The organism is Peptococcaceae bacterium, assembly GCA_024655825.1.
Taxonomy (GTDB): Bacteria; Bacillota; Peptococcia; order DRI-13; family PHAD01; genus JANLFJ01.
This window is the reverse complement of sequence record JANLFJ010000001.1, coordinates 13,854-31,394: the sequence shown is the minus strand read 5'-3', so window position 1 is coordinate 31,394 and position 17,541 is coordinate 13,854. Positions and strand designations below refer to the sequence as shown.

Annotated in this window: 18 protein-coding genes and 4 tRNA genes; 18 read left to right on the top strand and 4 right to left on the bottom strand. The window is 49.1% G+C overall.

Features of this window, described 5'->3' with window-relative positions:
* The first annotated feature begins 71 nt into the window (after positions 1 to 71).
* The 8 genes from NUV48_00185 to NUV48_00150 all read left to right on the top strand — a co-directional run bounded on the left by NUV48_00185 (position 72) and on the right by NUV48_00150 (position 2,930).
* Positions 72 to 166, top strand: a tRNA-Ser gene (locus NUV48_00185).
* 20 nt (positions 167 to 186) lie between these two features.
* A tRNA-Arg gene (locus NUV48_00180) sits at positions 187 to 263 on the top strand.
* Positions 264 to 307: 44 nt separating this feature from the next.
* Positions 308 to 386, top strand: a tRNA-Arg gene (locus NUV48_00175).
* 46 nt (positions 387 to 432) lie between these two features.
* Positions 433 to 888 (top strand): tRNA adenosine(34) deaminase TadA, encoded by a 456-nt coding sequence (tadA, locus tag NUV48_00170; protein MCR4440557.1) that lies wholly within the window; start codon positions 433 to 435, stop codon positions 886 to 888.
* A gap of 43 nt (positions 889 to 931) precedes the next feature.
* Entirely contained in the window at positions 932 to 1,894 is a 963-nt protein-coding gene (locus NUV48_00165) for an MBL fold metallo-hydrolase (protein MCR4440556.1), read from the top strand.
* 229 nt (positions 1,895 to 2,123) lie between these two features.
* Positions 2,124 to 2,212 (top strand) — tRNA-Ser (locus NUV48_00160).
* A gap of 81 nt (positions 2,213 to 2,293) precedes the next feature.
* On the top strand, positions 2,294 to 2,590 hold the full coding sequence (locus NUV48_00155) for a nucleotidyltransferase family protein (protein MCR4440555.1): 297 nt from the start codon (positions 2,294 to 2,296) through the stop codon (positions 2,588 to 2,590).
* Entirely contained in the window at positions 2,583 to 2,930 is a 348-nt protein-coding gene (locus NUV48_00150) for a DUF86 domain-containing protein (protein MCR4440554.1), read from the top strand. The genes NUV48_00155 and NUV48_00150 overlap by 8 nt, the downstream gene beginning before the upstream one ends.
* Before the next feature lie 14 nt (positions 2,931 to 2,944).
* Here NUV48_00150 and NUV48_00145 read toward each other — a convergent pair whose 3' ends face one another.
* Positions 2,945 to 3,493: a helix-turn-helix domain-containing protein gene (locus NUV48_00145; protein ID MCR4440553.1), complete on the bottom strand. Its 549-nt coding sequence runs from the start codon at positions 3,491 to 3,493 to the stop codon at positions 2,945 to 2,947.
* Positions 3,459 to 4,619, bottom strand: a complete 1,161-nt coding sequence (locus NUV48_00140; GenBank protein ID MCR4440552.1) for a site-specific integrase — start codon at positions 4,617 to 4,619, stop codon at positions 3,459 to 3,461. The genes NUV48_00145 and NUV48_00140 overlap by 35 nt, the downstream gene beginning before the upstream one ends.
* A 50-nt stretch (positions 4,620 to 4,669) precedes the next feature.
* Here NUV48_00140 and NUV48_00135 point away from each other — a divergent pair, with 50 nt between their 5' ends.
* Together NUV48_00135 and NUV48_00130 are read left to right on the top strand one after the other, a co-directional pair.
* Positions 4,670 to 5,698, top strand: a complete 1,029-nt coding sequence (locus NUV48_00135) for an IS1634 family transposase (GenBank protein ID MCR4440551.1) — start codon at positions 4,670 to 4,672, stop codon at positions 5,696 to 5,698.
* A gap of 690 nt (positions 5,699 to 6,388) precedes the next feature.
* A complete protein-coding gene (locus NUV48_00130) occupies positions 6,389 to 7,450 on the top strand; it encodes a ParM/StbA family protein (GenBank protein MCR4440550.1) in 1,062 nt (353 codons plus the stop codon).
* 139 nt (positions 7,451 to 7,589) lie between these two features.
* Here NUV48_00130 and NUV48_00125 read toward each other — a convergent pair whose 3' ends face one another.
* Positions 7,590 to 8,693, bottom strand: a complete 1,104-nt coding sequence (locus NUV48_00125; GenBank protein ID MCR4440549.1) for an aminotransferase class I/II-fold pyridoxal phosphate-dependent enzyme — start codon at positions 8,691 to 8,693, stop codon at positions 7,590 to 7,592.
* 262 nt (positions 8,694 to 8,955) lie between these two features.
* On the opposite strand from NUV48_00125, the gene NUV48_00120 reads away from it, so the two are divergent.
* From NUV48_00120 to NUV48_00090, 7 genes are all read left to right on the top strand, one after another.
* Positions 8,956 to 9,540, top strand: a complete 585-nt coding sequence (locus NUV48_00120; protein ID MCR4440548.1) for a tryptophan transporter — start codon at positions 8,956 to 8,958, stop codon at positions 9,538 to 9,540.
* A 208-nt stretch (positions 9,541 to 9,748) separates the two neighbouring features.
* Positions 9,749 to 10,297, top strand: a complete 549-nt coding sequence (locus NUV48_00115) for a DUF4325 domain-containing protein (GenBank protein ID MCR4440547.1) — start codon at positions 9,749 to 9,751, stop codon at positions 10,295 to 10,297.
* Between the two features lie 148 nt (positions 10,298 to 10,445).
* Positions 10,446 to 11,618 carry an NEW3 domain-containing protein gene (locus NUV48_00110; GenBank protein MCR4440546.1) on the top strand — a complete coding sequence of 391 codons (1,173 nt, stop codon included), beginning with the start codon at positions 10,446 to 10,448 and terminating at the stop codon, positions 11,616 to 11,618.
* A 5-nt stretch (positions 11,619 to 11,623) separates the two neighbouring features.
* Entirely contained in the window at positions 11,624 to 12,586 is a 963-nt protein-coding gene (locus tag NUV48_00105) for an ABC transporter ATP-binding protein (GenBank protein MCR4440545.1), read from the top strand.
* Complete coding sequence (locus tag NUV48_00100) at positions 12,570 to 13,565, top strand: ABC transporter permease (GenBank protein ID MCR4440544.1); 996 nt, start codon at positions 12,570 to 12,572, stop codon at positions 13,563 to 13,565. The genes NUV48_00105 and NUV48_00100 overlap by 17 nt, the downstream gene beginning before the upstream one ends.
* A 127-nt stretch (positions 13,566 to 13,692) precedes the next feature.
* Positions 13,693 to 14,016: a YggT family protein gene (locus NUV48_00095; GenBank protein MCR4440543.1), complete on the top strand. Its 324-nt coding sequence runs from the start codon at positions 13,693 to 13,695 to the stop codon at positions 14,014 to 14,016.
* 79 nt (positions 14,017 to 14,095) lie between these two features.
* Positions 14,096 to 14,971 carry a pyridoxamine kinase gene (locus NUV48_00090; protein MCR4440542.1) on the top strand — a complete coding sequence of 292 codons (876 nt, stop codon included), beginning with the start codon at positions 14,096 to 14,098 and terminating at the stop codon, positions 14,969 to 14,971.
* Between the two features lie 6 nt (positions 14,972 to 14,977).
* Here the strand turns inward: NUV48_00090 and serC are convergent, their stop codons facing one another.
* Positions 14,978 to 16,075 (bottom strand): 3-phosphoserine/phosphohydroxythreonine transaminase, encoded by a 1,098-nt coding sequence (serC, locus tag NUV48_00085; protein MCR4440541.1) that lies wholly within the window; start codon positions 16,073 to 16,075, stop codon positions 14,978 to 14,980.
* Positions 16,076 to 16,254: 179 nt separating this feature from the next.
* On the opposite strand from serC, the gene NUV48_00080 reads away from it, so the two are divergent.
* The gene (locus NUV48_00080; protein ID MCR4440540.1) at positions 16,255 to 17,448 is read left to right on the top strand and encodes a M48 family metallopeptidase; all 1,194 of its coding nucleotides are present in this window, start codon (positions 16,255 to 16,257) and stop codon (positions 17,446 to 17,448) included.
* The last annotated feature ends 93 nt before the right edge of the window (positions 17,449 to 17,541 follow it).

Sequence of the window (17,541 nt, the reverse complement as noted above, 5' to 3'; positions counted from 1 at the left end):
TTCATTGTCGAAGAGAAACTGGCAATTGACTTAATACTGCCGGTACGTGTATAATTTTATGTGCGGCTTGCGGAGAGATGGCCGAGTAGGCTGAAGGCGGTCGCCTGCTAAGCGATTATACGGGCGTAAACCTGTATCGAGGGTTCGAATCCCTCTCTCTCCGCCATTACAAAAAGCAAGTTTTGCGTGCCCGTAGCTCAGCTGGATAGAGTATTTGACTACGAATCAAAGGGTCGCAGGTTCGAATCCTGCCGGGCACGCCATCTTTATTATCCTCTTGTTTAAAAACAACTGCTGATTTAAATGTGCGCCCGTAGCTCAGGTGGATAGAGCGGCGGATTCCTAATCCGCGTCTGCCGCAGGTTCGAATCCTGCCGGGCGCACCATTTCTATCATTTTGTTTTCAAATATAATGTTTTAAGGTATTATTGTATGCTCCATGAAGAATACATGAAAGAAGCCCTCCAGGAAGCGCGAAAGGCGATGAAAAACGGCGAGGTTCCCGTGGGAGCCGTGGTGGTACTCAATGGTGAAATTATCGGCCGGGGGCACAACCGCAGGGAATCAGCTCACGACCCGACAGCCCACGCCGAGATCCTGGCTTTGCGTGAAGCTGGGAAAAAGCTCAACAGCTGGCGCCTGAACGGGGCTGTTCTTTATGTCACGCTGGAACCTTGCCCCATGTGCGCCGGGGCTGTGCTTCAAAGCAGAATTGACCGGGTGGTCTACGGAGCCGATGACCCCAAAGCCGGTTCGGCGGGAACGCTGCTCAACATACTGCAGTTTCCTGGGTTTAATCATCAGGTTAAAATCACCGGCGGTGTACTGGCCGGTGAAGCGGCTGCTTTGCTGCGCGAATTTTTTGAGCGGCAGCGCGATAAATACTAAAACTTGCTCCTGATCACGAGTGCAGGGAAAGGAGAGAATTGGAATGACAGAAGCTGTAACCCCGCTGGTGGAGGAGACCGCGCAAAACACGACGCTTATCGATCTGCTGGACCGCAACCTGAAAGGCAGGACTTCTGGTTATTTGCTGGAGGGTGATGAACTGGCCATCATTGAAGCCGGGCCGGGGCCATCGGGGGAATTATGGTTGAAACTGCTGGCCAGCAAAGGTTATTCTCCGGCCGATGTGTCTTATGTTATAGTCACGCATTTGCATTTGGACCATGCGGGTGCAGCCGGCTACCTCCTGCAAAAATGCGAGAAGGCCAGGCTGGTTGTACATCCGCGGGGAGCGCGTTTTCTTGTAAACCCGCTCCCTTTGGTGGAAGGGTCAAGAGATTTCTTTGTCGATTTCGAAAAAACCATGCTGCCTGTCTATCCGGCAGCGGAAGAAAGAATCATACAAGTTCAGGACGGAGAGACTATAGACTGCGGGAGCAGGAAACTCACCTTCTTCCACGGAGACGGGCATAGCCGCAGCCACTTTACTGTCCTGGACAGTATGACGAATGGCGTTTTTTGCGGGGATGCGGCGGGCCTTGTTTACCTGGAATTAAAGAAAATGAAGATAGATTTTTGTATCCCGGCGACGGTTCCCAACCAGTTTGATCCCGCAGCGTACAGGTTGTCCCTGGAAAAGATCAAGAAGAATAATCCGGAGGTGGCTTTTTATACTCATTTTGGCGCTGTCACTGAGCCGGGACTGTATTTTGATATTTGCCTGGAAATGCTTGATATGCATGTTCAGGCGGCAGAAGAAACGCTCAGCAGTACGAATGACCCATCCTGGCAGGATTTGGCCCGCCTTCTAGAAGAAAGGGTCAGGGGGTATCTTACAAGAAAAGGTTACAAAAAGGACCAGCCGCTGCCTCCGTTGTTGGCACTTGACATTAAAGTAAATGCCCAGGGGCTGGCAGACTGGTGGAGCAGAAAGCAACAGGGCAAGTGATCTAACTGCGTTACAAATGAATTAATTTGGTTGCACGAAGAGATGGCCGAGTCCGGTTTAAGGCGCACGACTCGAAATCAAATCGGTCAAATGCCTGCCCGCTCGACACAAATCCGCATGAAATCAGGCTTTGTGAGCGCCTGATAAATGAAAATTTTTCGCAAATGCTAACACTATGCTCACAGTTTTCTAAAAAGCGTTTTTCCGCTCCGGCGGTTAAACTATATACGGAGGGGTATCGAAGCGGTCATAACGGGGCTGACTCGAAATCAGTTTGCGAGCAATCGCACGCGGGTTCGAATCCCGCCCCCTCCGCCAGAATCTACGGGGCCTTGCCCCTAATTAAAGGCCTGTCGTTTCGACAGGCCCTTTTACTAACCATAAAGAAGGGAAACATTCATGGAAAGAATTTATACTGTTGATGAAATCAAAAACATCGCCGGTGAAATTGCAAAGCGCCACGGCGTGGAGCGGATGTTCCTTTTTGGCTCTTACGCCAGAGGGGATGCCAAACCGGGCAGCGATTTGGATTTTCGCATTGACAAAGGGCGCATCCGTGGACTGTTTGCCCTCGGCGGGCTGTATGCTGATCTCGAAGAAGCCTTCGGCGTACCTGTAGATTTGCTCACCACCGACAGTCTGGATGAAGCTTTCAGGAAGGAAATCGCATCCGAGGAGGTGCAGATTTATGGATAAAGCTAAGAAGGATTTGGGCATCATAAAGCATATCCTTGCATACTGCACTGAGATCGAGCAGACTGTTACACGTTTTGGCGATACCTTTGAAAGCTTTGAAACGGATAAGATTTACCGCAATGCTGCCACCATGTGCATCCTTCAGATTGGAGAGCTGGCCGGCCGCCTGTCACCAGAGTTTACAGCGGCTCATCCTGATGTCCCGTGGAGAAGCATAAAGGGGATGCGCAATGTTGCCGCACACGCTTACGGAAGCATCAGCATTCCTGATGTGTGGGACACTATAACGACTGATATTCCGGTGCTGAAGGCTTACTGCAAAAAGATATTGGGTGCTTGAACGTAGCATTAAGATTAGTACAGCGTCATTGAACCAAACACCATACCACTGTTTTGTTCTCTGCCCATATAAGCTTCAATCATATCCCGATGCCTCTGTGATGGTCGGGCGATATGCTGCCCTTCGGGACTGGCTAAATACTCCGCCAGCGATTCCTTTGAGATAAGATTTTTACCGTAATAATTTACAGCTTGTATTTTTCCATTCACCACACAGTTGTTGATGGTGGTATCGTTATATCCTGTAAGGTCTGCGGCCTGCTTCGTGGTCAGCATATCCGGCTCGTCCGCCCATTCATCTGTTAGAAAAGAAAGAAGCTCCTCCGGCTCTGTGTTCGGCAACGAAATATTATGCAGCGTATTGTTACTATTGAAAGCACCTACAGGAATGATGCTGTTTAACTCTCCTGTATCCTGCCTCCGAAGGAAGTCGGCAACTTCGCTGCGCCGTATCTGAAAACGGCGTGTCTGCTTGCCCGAATCCTCGCAAGGGATGACGCCGTTTTCAAGCAGCCATTTTGCCTTCCGTTTACTGATATGTGCTACTGCCCGGAACTGCTCCAATGAAAGCTTTTCCGGGCAGTTCTTTAATGCTGAAATCCAGGTGCGAATAGGTATCCGCCGTGGTTGCGAAAGTGGAATGGCCAAGCCACTCCTGAATAGATTTCATGGGGATGCCATGCGCTAAAAGCAAACTGGCGCAGGAGTGGCGCAAATCATGAAAGCGGATTTTTCTGAATTGATACCGCTTCAAAAGATACCCGAAATGATCGGTAATGTAATTAGGGCAAAAAAGCTTGCCCATTTCGTCTACGCAGACATAGTCGGTGTAGGTATTATCATAGCTTTTCTTAAACAACCTTCGGTGATACTCCTGCCTCTCTTTTGTCTGCAAAAGAAGCGCCCGCACCTCCGGAATCAGCGGCAGCGTGCGGAAGCTGGATTTTGTTTTCAGCTTGTCCTCTGTGTAAATCACCTTTTGTCCCTCGGCTTTGCCTTCTGTTACTTTATGGTTTATGGAGATGGTGCCTCGTTGAAAATCAATGGCACTCCAGCGAATACCCAGTACCTCGCTGTGCCGCAGGCCGTAATAGGCGGCAAGCTGGATGACCACCGCTATGGAATCCCTCTGTGTCGCTTCAAAGAGTGCCGCCAACTCGTCCTCATTGTAATACTCCGCAACGTACTTCCCAATCTTCGGGCGGTCCACCATGTCAGCCGGATTTTTCGGAATTAGCTCGTTTTTCACAGCGTATTGCAGCGCTTTCCTGACGATGGCATGATAGTGAATGACCGTATTGGCATTGCAGCCGTCCTTGAAAATTGAATCGTGCAGTGCACGGATATGTGACGGTTCCACCTGTGCCAGCGTCACGCCCAGCATGCGGAAGAAGCCGTCCAGCCTCGCATCAATCATGCTTTCATAACTTTGATACGTCGTCCGTTCGATAGTGGGCGCTGTGATTTTCAGCCAATCCTTCAGAAAATCGGCAAACAGTATCTGCAAATCCTTTATCCCCTGGCTGCTGTACAGGCGTTTCAATTCCTCCAGCATCTCCAGCGCCTTGCGTTTCTTACCCTTGACCGGGATGCCAAGCGCAATGGATTTTTGCTTTCTTCTGCCGTTTTCATATAGGTTGAGTACGGCGGTATATTTGCCGTTGCGCTCCTGCAGGCTCCCTGTGACCATATAAAATCCTCCTCTGGAATGAAATAGGGATACGGAGTGCCTTGGAACGAATGCTGGTAAAACGCAAGTACCAAGTGCCTGTAGAACGGGCCATTTTTGCCATGGTGGCTAATCGGGCGCTAAACCCCGCCAGCAAGCTGGCATGCGAAGATTGGGTGCGAGAGGATGTCCATATCCCCGAATTGCCCGAAGTGCCGGTCCAAAATCTTTACCGGGCCATGGACTTTTTACTGGAGGCTTCAGAACAACTGCAAGAAGAGGTATTCTTTTCTGTTGCCAATCTCTTGAACCTGGAAGTGGACCTTCTCTATTTCGATACCACCTCCACCTATTTTGAAACCGACGAGGATGACCCGGAAAATCAAAAGAAATACCTGCGCCAAAAAGGTCACACTAAAGACCATCGGCCGGACCTTCCCCAGGTAGTGATAGGTTTAGCCGTCACCCGGGAGGGGATTCCCGTCAGGTGCTGGGTATGGCCCGGCAATACATCCGACATGTCGGTGGTGGAAGAGGTTAAAACAGACCTCATGGGCTGGAAACTGGGTCGGGTGATCACCGTAGTGGACCGGGGCTTCTCCTCGGAAGAGAACCTCAAGTACCTGCAGCGCGGGGGCTGGCACTACATTGCCGGAGAAAAGATGCGCAACGGCAAGGAAAGCGTGGAAGAAGCCCTTAACCGTGCCGGGAGATACAAGACCATCAAGGACAACCTGGAAGTAAAAGAGATCATCGTCGGCGACGGTGGAAAGCGCGTCAGATACATCCTGGTACGCAACCCCCAAGAGGCTGCAAAAGACAAGGCTCAGCGGGAAAACACACTGGCAAAGCTCAGAGAAGAACTGGCAGCCATCGGTGATTTGCAAGGCGAACCCCATACCAAAGCCTGCTGCGAACTGATCGCCCATAAGACATACGGTAAGTACCTGAAAACCGACAAAAAAGGGCAACCTTACATCAACAAGGCCAAGGTAAAAGCGGAAGAAAAACTGGACGGCAAGTACCTGTTAAGAACCTCTGACGACACCCTCTCGGCGGAAGACGTGGCCCTGGGCTACAAACAACTGCGCGAAGCTTAAGAAAAATACTGGAGCGGATGCACTTGGGAGAGTTTGTAGGACCTGACGGTAAGGTGCTGCAGCGGACAGAAACGACAGTTCAGCAGAAGCAAGTCTTTAAAGCCCTTGGCGTGCCGGAACCCCCGGTATTCTTTGCGGTAATACCCAATAAGAAGGCAGGTCCCTAGTAACACGCGCCCAAAATGACGTTCTCCGGAAGCCTTGCGCAACAAGCAGTTGCGCCTTTGTTTTACCTATGTACTGTCGAACTCGGGTGAAACCGTCCGTGGGTTCGAATCCCACTCTCTCCGCCATGAGACATAAACGGCTCCGGGGTGAATTTACCCCGGAGCTTTTTTGCGGGTTCCAATTGCCTGTTTTACCCTGACTCTACACCTTCATACAATGCAATAATGGAGCAAGGATGATAAGCGGTGGCTGAGGAGAAGCGGGAATTCTTTTGCTGTTTTGCCTATTTTTATTCGCCAATAAACAGAAGGAATTGGTAAAAAAACCGGGAATATAGTAATATATTATTATGCGATAATGAAAAGAGGCATTGAGATAATTAGTATTCAATAATTATCCCGCTTGGATAGATGTATAGAAGAATGGAGGTGGCTTGGTGACATCTGGCGACAGGTTTTACTGCAGCACAACACGGATGGGTCCTGAGAATATTAAATTAAAACAAGAAGGGGGTAGGTTAGATTGTTCTACAAGCAAATTGGAGTTGATCTCGGTTACGGTTATGTCAAAGTTACGGACGGTACAAAAGAACATATCTTTCCGAGCACTGTTGGCTTGGGTACAGACTTGAAATTCAATTCACTTTTGCTCAATCCCAAAAACATCACCGACAACTTGGTTGTGACTGTGGATAACAAGAAGTTTTTTGTCGGAGATCTGGCCATCCGGCAAAGCCCTATTGTTTCCCGTTCACTTGGTAGAAACAGGTTGGAAGACATAAATGCGAAAGTTCTGCTTCTTACCAGCCTGGCGCTTTTCATGGATAAGGGCGAACAAAAATTCAATGTCGTTGCCGGACTGCCGGTAGATTATTACCAACTTTATAAGGATGACTGGTCCCGTCTTATGCAGGGGAACCATGCCGTCCGTTTTGGCGGTTTTAACGAAGATGTTCCATTAAATATCACCATTGAAAAAATACAGCTGATTCCGCAGCCCTTTGGCACACTCTATGACCGCCGGTTGGATCAGGATGGAACAATTTTAGAAAATGATTTGTCGCATTTAAAAATCGGCATAGTGGATGTGGGATATAAAACAACAGATTTAGCATTTGCCGACGACCTTGAGTTTGTTGGAAAACAAAGTATTTCCTGCGAAATAGCTATGAGTACCGCCTATGGCATGATTGCGGATAAGATAAAAGAAAAATTTAAAGTGGAAAGGGCAATGTATGAGCTTAAAATATTGGAGACTGACACCCTGCGAATTGAAGGTGTTCCTAAAGACATCAGCGATATCAACAAAGAAGCCTTCAGACAGCTGGCGGAAAAAATTGCCACAGAGGTAAATTCTATCTGGGATAAAAGACAGTTGGACATTATTCTGCTGACCGGCGGCGGAGGAAAAGCGATTTCAGAATACTTCTTGCCCAAATTTCCGCAGGCGACCCTGGCCAAGAATCCCCAATTCGCCAATGTCCACGGCTACCTCAAGTTGGCCAACAACCTTTTTAAGAAAAAAGCCTTTAGCACGCCTGGTACAGTAAATGATTCTGCCAAGGCGGCCTCCGCAGAAAAGTAAAATAGGCAAGAAACTTCCGGCCGTCCTCTGCCGGCAAGCGCCAGTATTACATACCCTTTCCTTGTTTGCCAAGGATGTTTATGGTTTCAGGGAGTTTTCCTTGAAACTTTTTGGTGTTTAACTGGTTGTAAATCCCGGGTTATAGAGCGTCAATTTGCTGAACGATGCTCGTGATTTGTTCCTGCTCTTTCGGTATTCGCAATCGCACACTGTTCTTACCAAGGCCTGGGAAATGATAGCCCGGAGTGGTGATTACATACCTGTTCAAAAATTCTGCAAACAGGTCAATTTCGGGATTGGGATGAATAAGGGTCATGATCGGGGTGGCCGGCTCGGTTTCCGGAATCCATAATCTGGAACAAGAGGCCATGATTGAGTTTTTGCATGCCCTGAACTTTGTTTTGCAGTAATCAAGAAAACCACTGTCTTGAAGAGCTAACCGGGCATAGGTTTGAGCCGGGGCGTTCACCGGAAAGGGATGGGCCACCTTGGAGAATAAGGGTTCAAGCTGCTCCGACATCACCACATACCCCACTCTCAAACCAGCCAGACCAAATCCTTTGGTAAAAGAACGGGCTACAAAAAGATTCTGATAGACAGTTGCCAGGGCTATTGCGGAGTTGCCTTTGTCCATAAAATCGCCGTAAGCTTCGTCGATGAGAACGGCTATGCCAAGCTCTTCCGCCTTTTTAACAACCCTTTCTATCTCGGGGAGGGGGATAACCTGACCTGTCGGGTTATTGGGGTTGTCTATATAAATAAAATCATATTCAGGTCCGATTGCCGAAAGAATGTCACCGGCATTAAACCTGTAGTTTTCCTCTCTTTTCAGTTCCACATATTTAAAGGTACCGCCGCAGCACAGCACATCCTGCATGTAATCCGAGAACTGCGGGCAGTATCCCAGAACAAGACTTTGTTCATTGACGAAAAGCTTGTTTAACCTTTCGATGGCCCCGAAAGTTCCAGCTTCCAGGCGGATGTTTGTTTCCTTGAGGGTCGTTATTTCCCGCCAGTAGCATATTATTTCTTTGATAAAAGCCTTATTTGCTTGGGGATAGTTGACTATCGTGTCTTTATCCGGGAGCGGGGGATCGTCCAAAAGAATTCGTGGACACCCATAAGGATTGGTCCCAAGAGCGCAATCCAGGTACGGCTTTCCTTTTTCCAGCCGCAGGCTGTCCTGGCTGGTGTAAGTATCCCGTTGATATTTGGACAAGTGCTGTTTTATACGCAGCTTCATTGCCTAACACTCCTGCACTTAAAAATGAATTGGAAAAGGTCTAAATACCTATATTCGACTGCCGGGCTCCAGTTCCTTTTAATCAAAAAACAATAAAACAATTGTCATAATGGGTTGTTTCGTAATATAATTAATGAAAAGTTGTAAAACCCAAAAGGGAAGGAGATGAGAAAAAGAGACGAGATGAGCTGAGCGGTACAAAACAAAAGACAGCATAATGTCAAAGCAGCAAACTTTTATGAGATGAGAGGAGAAGAGTGGTATGAAAATGAGTTTAAAGGACACCTTACAGATTGGTCTGCTTTTAGCTATTGGTTATGTGCTTCACCTGATAGTTCCCGGCTATGGCGCGGGTATGAAGCCCGACACCATACTTGGAATGCTTTTTGTTATTATCCTGATGCACAGGAATTTTCGGGTTACCCTCGCTTCTGGGCTGTGCGCCGGAATAATAGCCGCCCTATCGACGACATTTCCCGGCGGGCAGCTCCCCAATATCATCGATAAAACACTTACGGCAATGGTCGTTTATTTCCTGGCGCTTGTAATCGCCAACCCGCTGGAAAGACTGCTTGACAAAGCATCGGTTAAATTCATGGGCATGACTGCCTCCCTGGGGACATTTCTCTCCTGTGGTATCATTGGTTTTGTGGGGACCATTGTCAGCGGAACTATTTTCCTGGGCTCCGCCCTTTTCATAGTCGGGCTGCCGGCGCCCTTTGCCGTCTTGTTTTACACGGTAGTAATTCCTACAGCCCTGGCCAATATAGTGGCAGTAATGGTGCTTTACCCGCTGGTGGCATTTGGCCAACGGGTCATTGCCCGACCGGCGGCTAAAGAACAATAGATTGGCCCGGGAGGACCCGACAGCGAATAATTCAAATTCAAAAACGGGGACCGCCTCAGAGCAAACGCCTTGAGGCGGTTTTTCTATTTATTTTTGTCGGAAATTAATATAAAATTAGATATACGACCGGTAAATTAACACGATTAAACCGATTAACCAGAATTAAGGCGAAAAAGAGAGTATTAACCCCAAAAAGCCAGGGAGGGGGGTGGATAATATTTATACATTCAGTTTGATAAAGTATGGAGAAAAGAAACTGTGGGGAAGAGAAAAAGCCAAACGGATCAGGGAACAGATCCTTGATCACTTCATGGCCAGCGGGAGAGAAACCTTGAACCTTGATTTGACGGCTATTGATATTGTAGACTTTTCATTTGCCGCCGAAGCCTTCGCGGTTTTAATAGCCCGGCTTTCCAAGGAACTCAGCGGGAAACATATTGTTTTTTCGAATATGGCGCCGCTGGTTAGAGAGAATATCAGCATTGCCCTGGAAAAGGCCGATCTCTGCGCCTTGGCGCTGGAAAGCAAAAACACCTGGTCTTTAATTGGAAAGTGCAGCGAGCCGGTAACCAAAACGCTTGAATATGTGTTAAAATTAAAATCTGCAGATACCCCAACACTTGCCGGGCTGCTAAACACCAATGTGCATGCGGTTAACAACCGTTTAAAAGTGCTGATGTCCCTGGGGTTGGTAAACAGGACGAGAATAACCGCGCCTTCGGGAGGGAAACAGTACATTTACCATTCAATATTGTAAAATAATGACCATTGCCGGCACTCCGCGTTTTTCCCCTTGAAAAAAGACTATCAATGGTGTTAAATATTATTGGGCTTAGCACTCAAACAACCAGAGTGCTGATAACCGCCGGGTAGAATAAAAATCGATTTAAAACGGGGTGAGAGAAATGTTTCTTGGAATGTCAAGAAAAATGGTTGTTTTTTGCGTTTTCATTGCGTTTGTTCTTTTACTGCCTGCCCGTTATGCAGCAGGCGAGCCAAACATTGAGATTTTTACTACGTATCCGGGAATCAGCGCTGCGGCAGGGGAAAACATTTTCTTTCCTCTGGAGATCAAAAACAACACCTCTTCCGGCCAGGTTGTTAACCTGAAGATTGTTTCGCTTCCTAAAGACTGGTCGGCCGTGTTCAGAGGGCAAGGCAGGGAGATTCAGCAGGTCTATGTGGAGCCAAATGCCTCAAGTTCCACGGATTTGAGAGTCAATATCCCGGAAACAGCCGCTGCCGGGCGGCATATTATAAATGTCAGGGCAGAAAGCGCCGCAGGATACCGAGATAATATTGCCTTAACGATAGTTATTTCGGACGCCAGGTCGGGCGGAGACGAAATGAAGGCCCAGTACGCGGAATTGAAAGGTTCCAGTGACGCCACCTTCAATTTTAAAGTCAACCTGACAAACAATGGCGGCAACGAACAGACATATAGCCTGGGAGCGCGGGCGCCTGACGGCTGGCAGGTCGCTTTTACGCCTTCTTATGAAAGCCAGCAGGTGGCCAGCATCAATGTAAAGCCAGGCGAGACCGTGGGCCTTGACGTAAAAGTCACGCCGGCGGTCAGCGCCGAGGCTGGCGAATACAACGTCATGATCGGCGCTGTCAGTCCTGTAAGCCAGGCCACGGAAAACTTGAAAATCATTATCAGCGGCACTTATAAAATGGAATTGACCACGCCGACCGAAAGGCTGAACGCGTCGGTTGTGGCCGGTAAAGAAGAAAAAGTCAATCTTGTCGTCCGCAATAAAGGCGGCGCGGTTTTAAACGATATTAATTTTTCCTCTTACCAGCCGCCTGATTGGGCCGTGACTTTTGACCCGAAAAAGGTTGATGCTCTTAAACCCGGAGAGTCCCGCCAGATCACAGCCCTCATCAAAGCGAGCAGCAAGGCTATTGCCGGCGATTATGTAGTCTCCGTCACCGCCTCTACCCGGGAAACCAGCAGCACAGCGGATCTGAGGGTGACCGTGAGAACTTCCACCCTTTGGGGTATCGTCGGGCTGATCATTGTCCTGATTGTAATTGCCGGCGTGTACAGGGTCTTTCAAATCTACGGGAGGCGATAGCCTTGATGATGACAGGAAATATCCTGGTAGAAACAAGAGACCTGACCAAAAAATACGGGGAAATAACAGCCGTCGATCACCTTAATCTCCGGATCGAGGAGGGTAAAATATACGGGCTTCTGGGACCCAATGGGGCCGGCAAGACGACGACCATCTTGATGCTGCTGGGACTGACTGAACCCACCTCTGGCCAGGCGCTGGTCGCCGGCTATGACGCCACTCGCAATCCCCTCAAGGTAAAATCAATAGTTGGATATTTACCCGATAACGTGGGATTTTACCAGGAAATGACCGGTGTAGAGAATCTCTTTTATACAACTTCCCTTAATGGAATATCGCCTGAGGAATCAAGGAAGCGGATAAATTATGCCCTGGAGAGAGTAGGTCTTGCCGAGGTGGGGCATAGAAAAGTTGGCGAGTATTCCAGGGGCATGCGGCAGAGACTTGGGATTGCCGACCTTTTAGTGAAAGACCCGAAATTAATAATTCTCGATGAACCGACCCTGGGTATTGACCCTGAGGGTGTTCGCGAGCTGTTGAAGCTGATCAAGAACCTGAGCGTCGACGATGGAAGGACTGTTTTAATCTCCTCCCATATGCTGCATCAGATCCAGCAAATCTGCGACGAAGTGGGGATTTTCGTTAAGGGCAGGCTGATTGCAAGCGGGACAATTGAAGAACTGGGGAGCCAGCTAATGCCTGGCAGTACCATGCAGTTCGAAATCAAGGCGGAACCCGAGGGAGATGAATTAGCGCGGCTTTTCTGGGAAATTGAGGGTGTTGAGGATGTGCAAAAGCAAGGAGATATTTATCTTTTATCTTGCCGGGAAGACATCCGCGACACGCTCGTGAAAAACCTTGTTGCCGCGAACTATACCCTGCTTCATCTTCAAATGCGCGGTGTTTCCCTGGACAGCATTTACCTCCGTTACTTTGAAAAGGAGGGCTACTATGAACAGTCTATTTGAACGATTCACTTTTAATTTAAAGACTGTCTCAGAAGCTAACAGGGGCTTGCTGGCTGTCACGCGTAAAGAAATGGCCGACCATCTTAGCCAGAAGCGGTTTTTTATCCTGGCTCTCCTGATAACAGTTGCCTGCCTGGCCTCTCTTTATGTTGCTGCCAGCACTATTCGCTCTTCTGTTGGCGAAAACCAAATAGATTTCGTATTCCTTCGTCTTTTTACCACCTCCGGAGACACCCTTCCTTTTTCCTTCATATCTTTTGTCTCCTTTTTAGGACCGCTGGTCGGTATCACCATGGGCTTTGATGCCATAAACGGGGAAAGAGACCGCGGTACTTTGAGCAGGGTCCTTTCCCAGCCCATTTACAGGGATGCCGTGATCAACGGCAAGTTTGCAGCCGGCGTTGCGGTTTTAGCACTCGTTATCTTTGGGCTTGTTGCCCTGGTGGCAGGGCTGGGACTGGTCCTCATCGGCATTCCGCCCACAGTAGAAGAAGCGCTGCGAATTGTCGTCTATATGCTGCTGAGCGTTGTCTATATCGCCTTCTGGCTGGCCCTGTCCATTCTCTTTTCTGTGCTTTTCAGGCAGACCTCCACCTCGGCCCTGGCCGGGGTTGCTGCCTGGTTGTTTTTGGCTATTTTTGCGGGGCTTCTTGCCGGTATGGTGGCAGAAGGCATATATCCGGTAACGGAATCCTCAAGCACTCAACAGGTTCTTGCGCAGGCACACCTGCAGCAGGCCCTCGCTCGGATTTCCCCGTCCACTCTTTATGATGAAGCAATCACCACCTTGCTGGATCCTGGCGTAAGAACACTGGGGCCCGTCCTGCTGGAACAAACTGTTGGCGCGGTCAAAGGCCCGCTCACTATAGGCCAAAGTTTGCTCCTGATCTGGCCTCATCTTGTGGGCCTGGCGGCGGCAACACTGATTTGCTTCGCTTTTGCCTACACGGTGTTTATGCGCCAGGAAATAAGGGCGTAGAAAAAAGCGCACCTAAATAAAAAGCTTCCGGGAATATCCTGGAGGCTTTTTATTTAGGTGTGTCCGATTGTATTAATAAATATTATTTTTACTTTATGACAAACTATACACAGGGAGGTTGTTATATATGGAGAAAGCAAACGAAAGCTGCCAGCTGGCCAAAAAAGCAATCTACTATGTGCTTGGTCTCATGGAAACGCTGCTTCTGTTTCGCTTCGTTTTCAAACTGCTAGGAGCAAATCCCGCCAGCGGGTTTGTGTCGTTTGTTTATTCACTTGCCGGTATTTTCCTGGCCCCGTTTTACGGTATTTTTCGCCCCGTCGTTACAAAAGGGCTGGAAGTCAGGTCCGTTTTCGAACCGGCCACCCTCATCGCCATGATTGTCTACCCGGTAATTGCTTACGGCATTGTGCGTCTTCTTGACCTGAGGATGACGGGAACGCGGGAATAAAAACCATTGTTACAATTTGCAACTTATAGTAGATTATAAATATGACAGAAACCATTAACAATGAAGGGGCAACGCAATAATGAAAAGACCGGTAAACAGGGTTGCCGCTATCCATGACCTGTCCGGGTTCGGCAGGTCTTCGCTGGCGGTTGTTATTCCCATTCTTTCGACCATGGGGGTGCAGGTGTGTTCTCTCCCCACGGCAGTGCTTTCCACCCATACAGGCGGTTTTGATGGATACTGTTTTATTGACCTTACCGAGTACATGGAAGAATACATAGGACATTGGAAAAGGCTGGGCCTTGATTTTGACTGCATATACAGCGGTTTTTTGGGCTCTCCAAGGCAGATAGAAATAATATCAAGTTTTATCGACGACTTTTCTGCCGGCAGTCCGCTGGTGGTCATTGACCCGGTAATGGGCGACAACGGCAGGCTCTATGACACTATGGATTGGGAAATGGTGGAAAGAATGAGGGGCTTTATCAAGAGAGCCGGCATTATCACCCCGAATTTTACGGAAGCCGCCTTTCTCTTAAATGAACCGTACAATTTAAACATCACGGAAAAAGAAATAAAAGGCTGGCTGGTTCGTTTATCGGAAATGGGACCGGGCATAGTAATTATAACCAGTGTTCCGGTTTCGCCGGCGAGCAGGAACACCAGCGTTATCGCCTTTAACCGGGATGACGGGCGTTTTTGGAAAGTAAGCTGCGTTTATATACCGGCCCATTTTCCCGGAACCGGCGATGCCTTCACCAGCGTGATTGTGGGCAGCATCCTCCGGGGTGACAGCCTTCCCGTCGCCCTGGACAGGGGCGTCCAGTTTATTACTTCGGCGATCCGCGCCAGCTACGGCTTTAAGTATCCGGAAAGAGAAGGCGTTCTGCTGGAACGCGTGCTAGGCAATTTGAACATGCCCGTTATTGCCAGCAGTTACGAATTACTGGAGTAAACGACGTTACCCGTTGGTCCTTTTGAAGTATTCCATAAACTCTTTCAATGCGGCGCAGTCCTGGTAAGAGACGGCGTTATAGGCGGAAGCGCGGCACCCGCCGACGGAACGGTGTCCGTTCAGACCGACGAAGCCTTCTTTTTTTGCGTCGACCAGGAATTTCTTTTCCAATTCCTCGTCAGGCAGCCGGAAAGTGATGTTCATCAGCGAGCGGCTGCCCGGCTCGGCATGACCGCGGTAGAAACCTCCGCTTTGGTCGATGGCGTCGTAAATGAGGGCGGCCTTTTCTTTGTTGCGCCGGTAAATCTCTGTTACTCCGCCGATTTCCTTAACATATGACAGGACAAGCTTGAGAATATAAATACTGTAGCAGGGCGGAGTATTATAAAGGGAATTGTGATCTTTATAGGTGCTGTAACTGAGCATGGTCGGCAGTTTTTGATTAGCCTGTTCCAGCAGGCTGCGCTTGATGATTACAACCACCACGCCCGACGGGCCCAGGTTCTTTTGCGCACCGGCATAAATAAGTGAGAATTTGCTTGCGTCGATAGGCCTGGAAAGAATATCGCTGGACATGTCGGCAACCAGGTGCAGGTCTCCTGCATCGGGAAACGACTGCCACTGTGTACCGAAAATGGTGTTATTTGAGGTGATATGCAGGTAGGCCGTGTCCGGCTGGTATGCCAGTTCGCCTGGTTCCGGGATGCGGCGGTAGTTTTCGTTCTTGCTGCTGGCGGCCACGTAGGCTTCGCCGAAGATTTTTGCTTCGGCCAGGGCCTTTTCTGACCAAGCGCCAGTCAAGACATACCCGGCCTTTTTACCCGGCTGCAGGAAGTTCATGGGGACCATCGAAAACTGAAGGCTTGCGCCCCCCTGCAGGAAAAGAACATCATAGTCTTCGGGCAAGAAGAGGAGCTCCGTTAAAAGCTGGATGGCCTGGTTGTGTATTTCCTCGTATTCTTTACTGCGATGGCTCATTTCCATCACAGACATTCCCGAACCCTGGTAATTCAGCATTTCCTCCTGGGCTGTTTGCAAGACGGACAGGGGAAGGGCCGCCGGCCCCGCGTTGAAGTTTTTGGCACGGTTGATATTGCCTGTCATAAAATCACTCCCGGTAAAATAATGTTGACGTAGTAAAAACCTTCTTTTAATTTAATATAGAATATCTTACATGCTGTTTGTTTCAATTGTCAATTGATAAATTCACCGCTAAACCAACAAGCGCCAACAGGGGTGGTTAAGTGCAAAATCCACGTTTAAACGGTGCCTGGATTTTATTGATGACCGCAGTTTTTATCTTAAGCCTGCTTTATCTCTGGTCTACTCTTTTCCCCGGCCGGATTTCTCCCGAAGCCGTAAAATACTTCTCGCCGGATGATGCCTGCCGCGGACGACAGTACAACCAGGTGCTTCGATTGACATATATTGGTAATTTTTTGTTGAACACTGTTTTTCTCATTTGGTTTGCCTTCAGCGGCAAGGCATCAGTTCTTTCCCGCTGGGCGCATCAATTCTCCGGGGGCGTGTACTGGGGAGGTCTCCTTATTTTTTCGCTTATCACCTGGCTGATCGTGACCAGCATACATTTGCCTTTTTCCTTTATCTCCGGTTATTACTGGGAAAAGCGCTGGGGCGTTTCCACCCAGTCCCTTGGGGCATGGTGGCTGGATTTTTTTAAGGGCATGGGGATAGACCTGATCCTGTTCACTGCCGGCGTCCTTCTTCTCTTCTGGATTATCGGACGCTGGCCCAGGCTCTGGTGGCTCATCGGCGCTGCTTTCTTTTCGCTTTGGCTGATTATCCAGGTGTATCTCTGGCCTGTGGTGGTGTCACCGCTTTTTAACCGCTTTGCGCCGGTAAAACATCCCGCCGTGGCAGCGGTTGTCCGGGAGCTGGCCCGAAAAGCCGATCTGCCCGTGGAACAAGTTCTCGTCATGGACGCAAGCCGGCGTACCACCCAGGCCAATGCCAGTTTTTCGGGATTGGGAAGAACCAAAAGAATTGTCCTGTATGATAACCTGCTTGCCAATTACCCGCTTGAGGAGATAAAAGCCGTGGTGGCACATGAAATGGCTCACTGGAAAAAGGGGCATATTGTTAAGGGACTGGTTCTTGGCATCCTGGGCAGCCTTGTGCTCTGGCTTTTCCTTTTCCGGCTGCTTAACCAGACCCTCCCGCCGGGTTCTCACGGCGCTCCCCATGTCCTGGTCCTGGTATTGCTTTTCTTTTCCCTGACCTCATTTATCAGCAGCCCGCTCCAGAACCATATTTCCCGGGGAATGGAAAAAGAGGCCGACCGGCTCGCCATACAATTAACCGGCGATGTGCCGGCGGCTGTGCGCCTGCAGGTAAACATCGCCAGGAAAAACCTTTCCGACGTATCGCCGCCGGCCTTTATCCAGTGGTTCAGTTATTCTCATCCCCCTGCTCCCGACCGGATTGCCGGCATCCAACGAGCAGGCGGGAATGAATGACCGCCTTCCGCCTTACGCCTGCACGGAACAGATTGCCGCCCGCTCAAAAATCAAATAGTATATAATGCATATAAAGGGATAGAGGAGAGATTA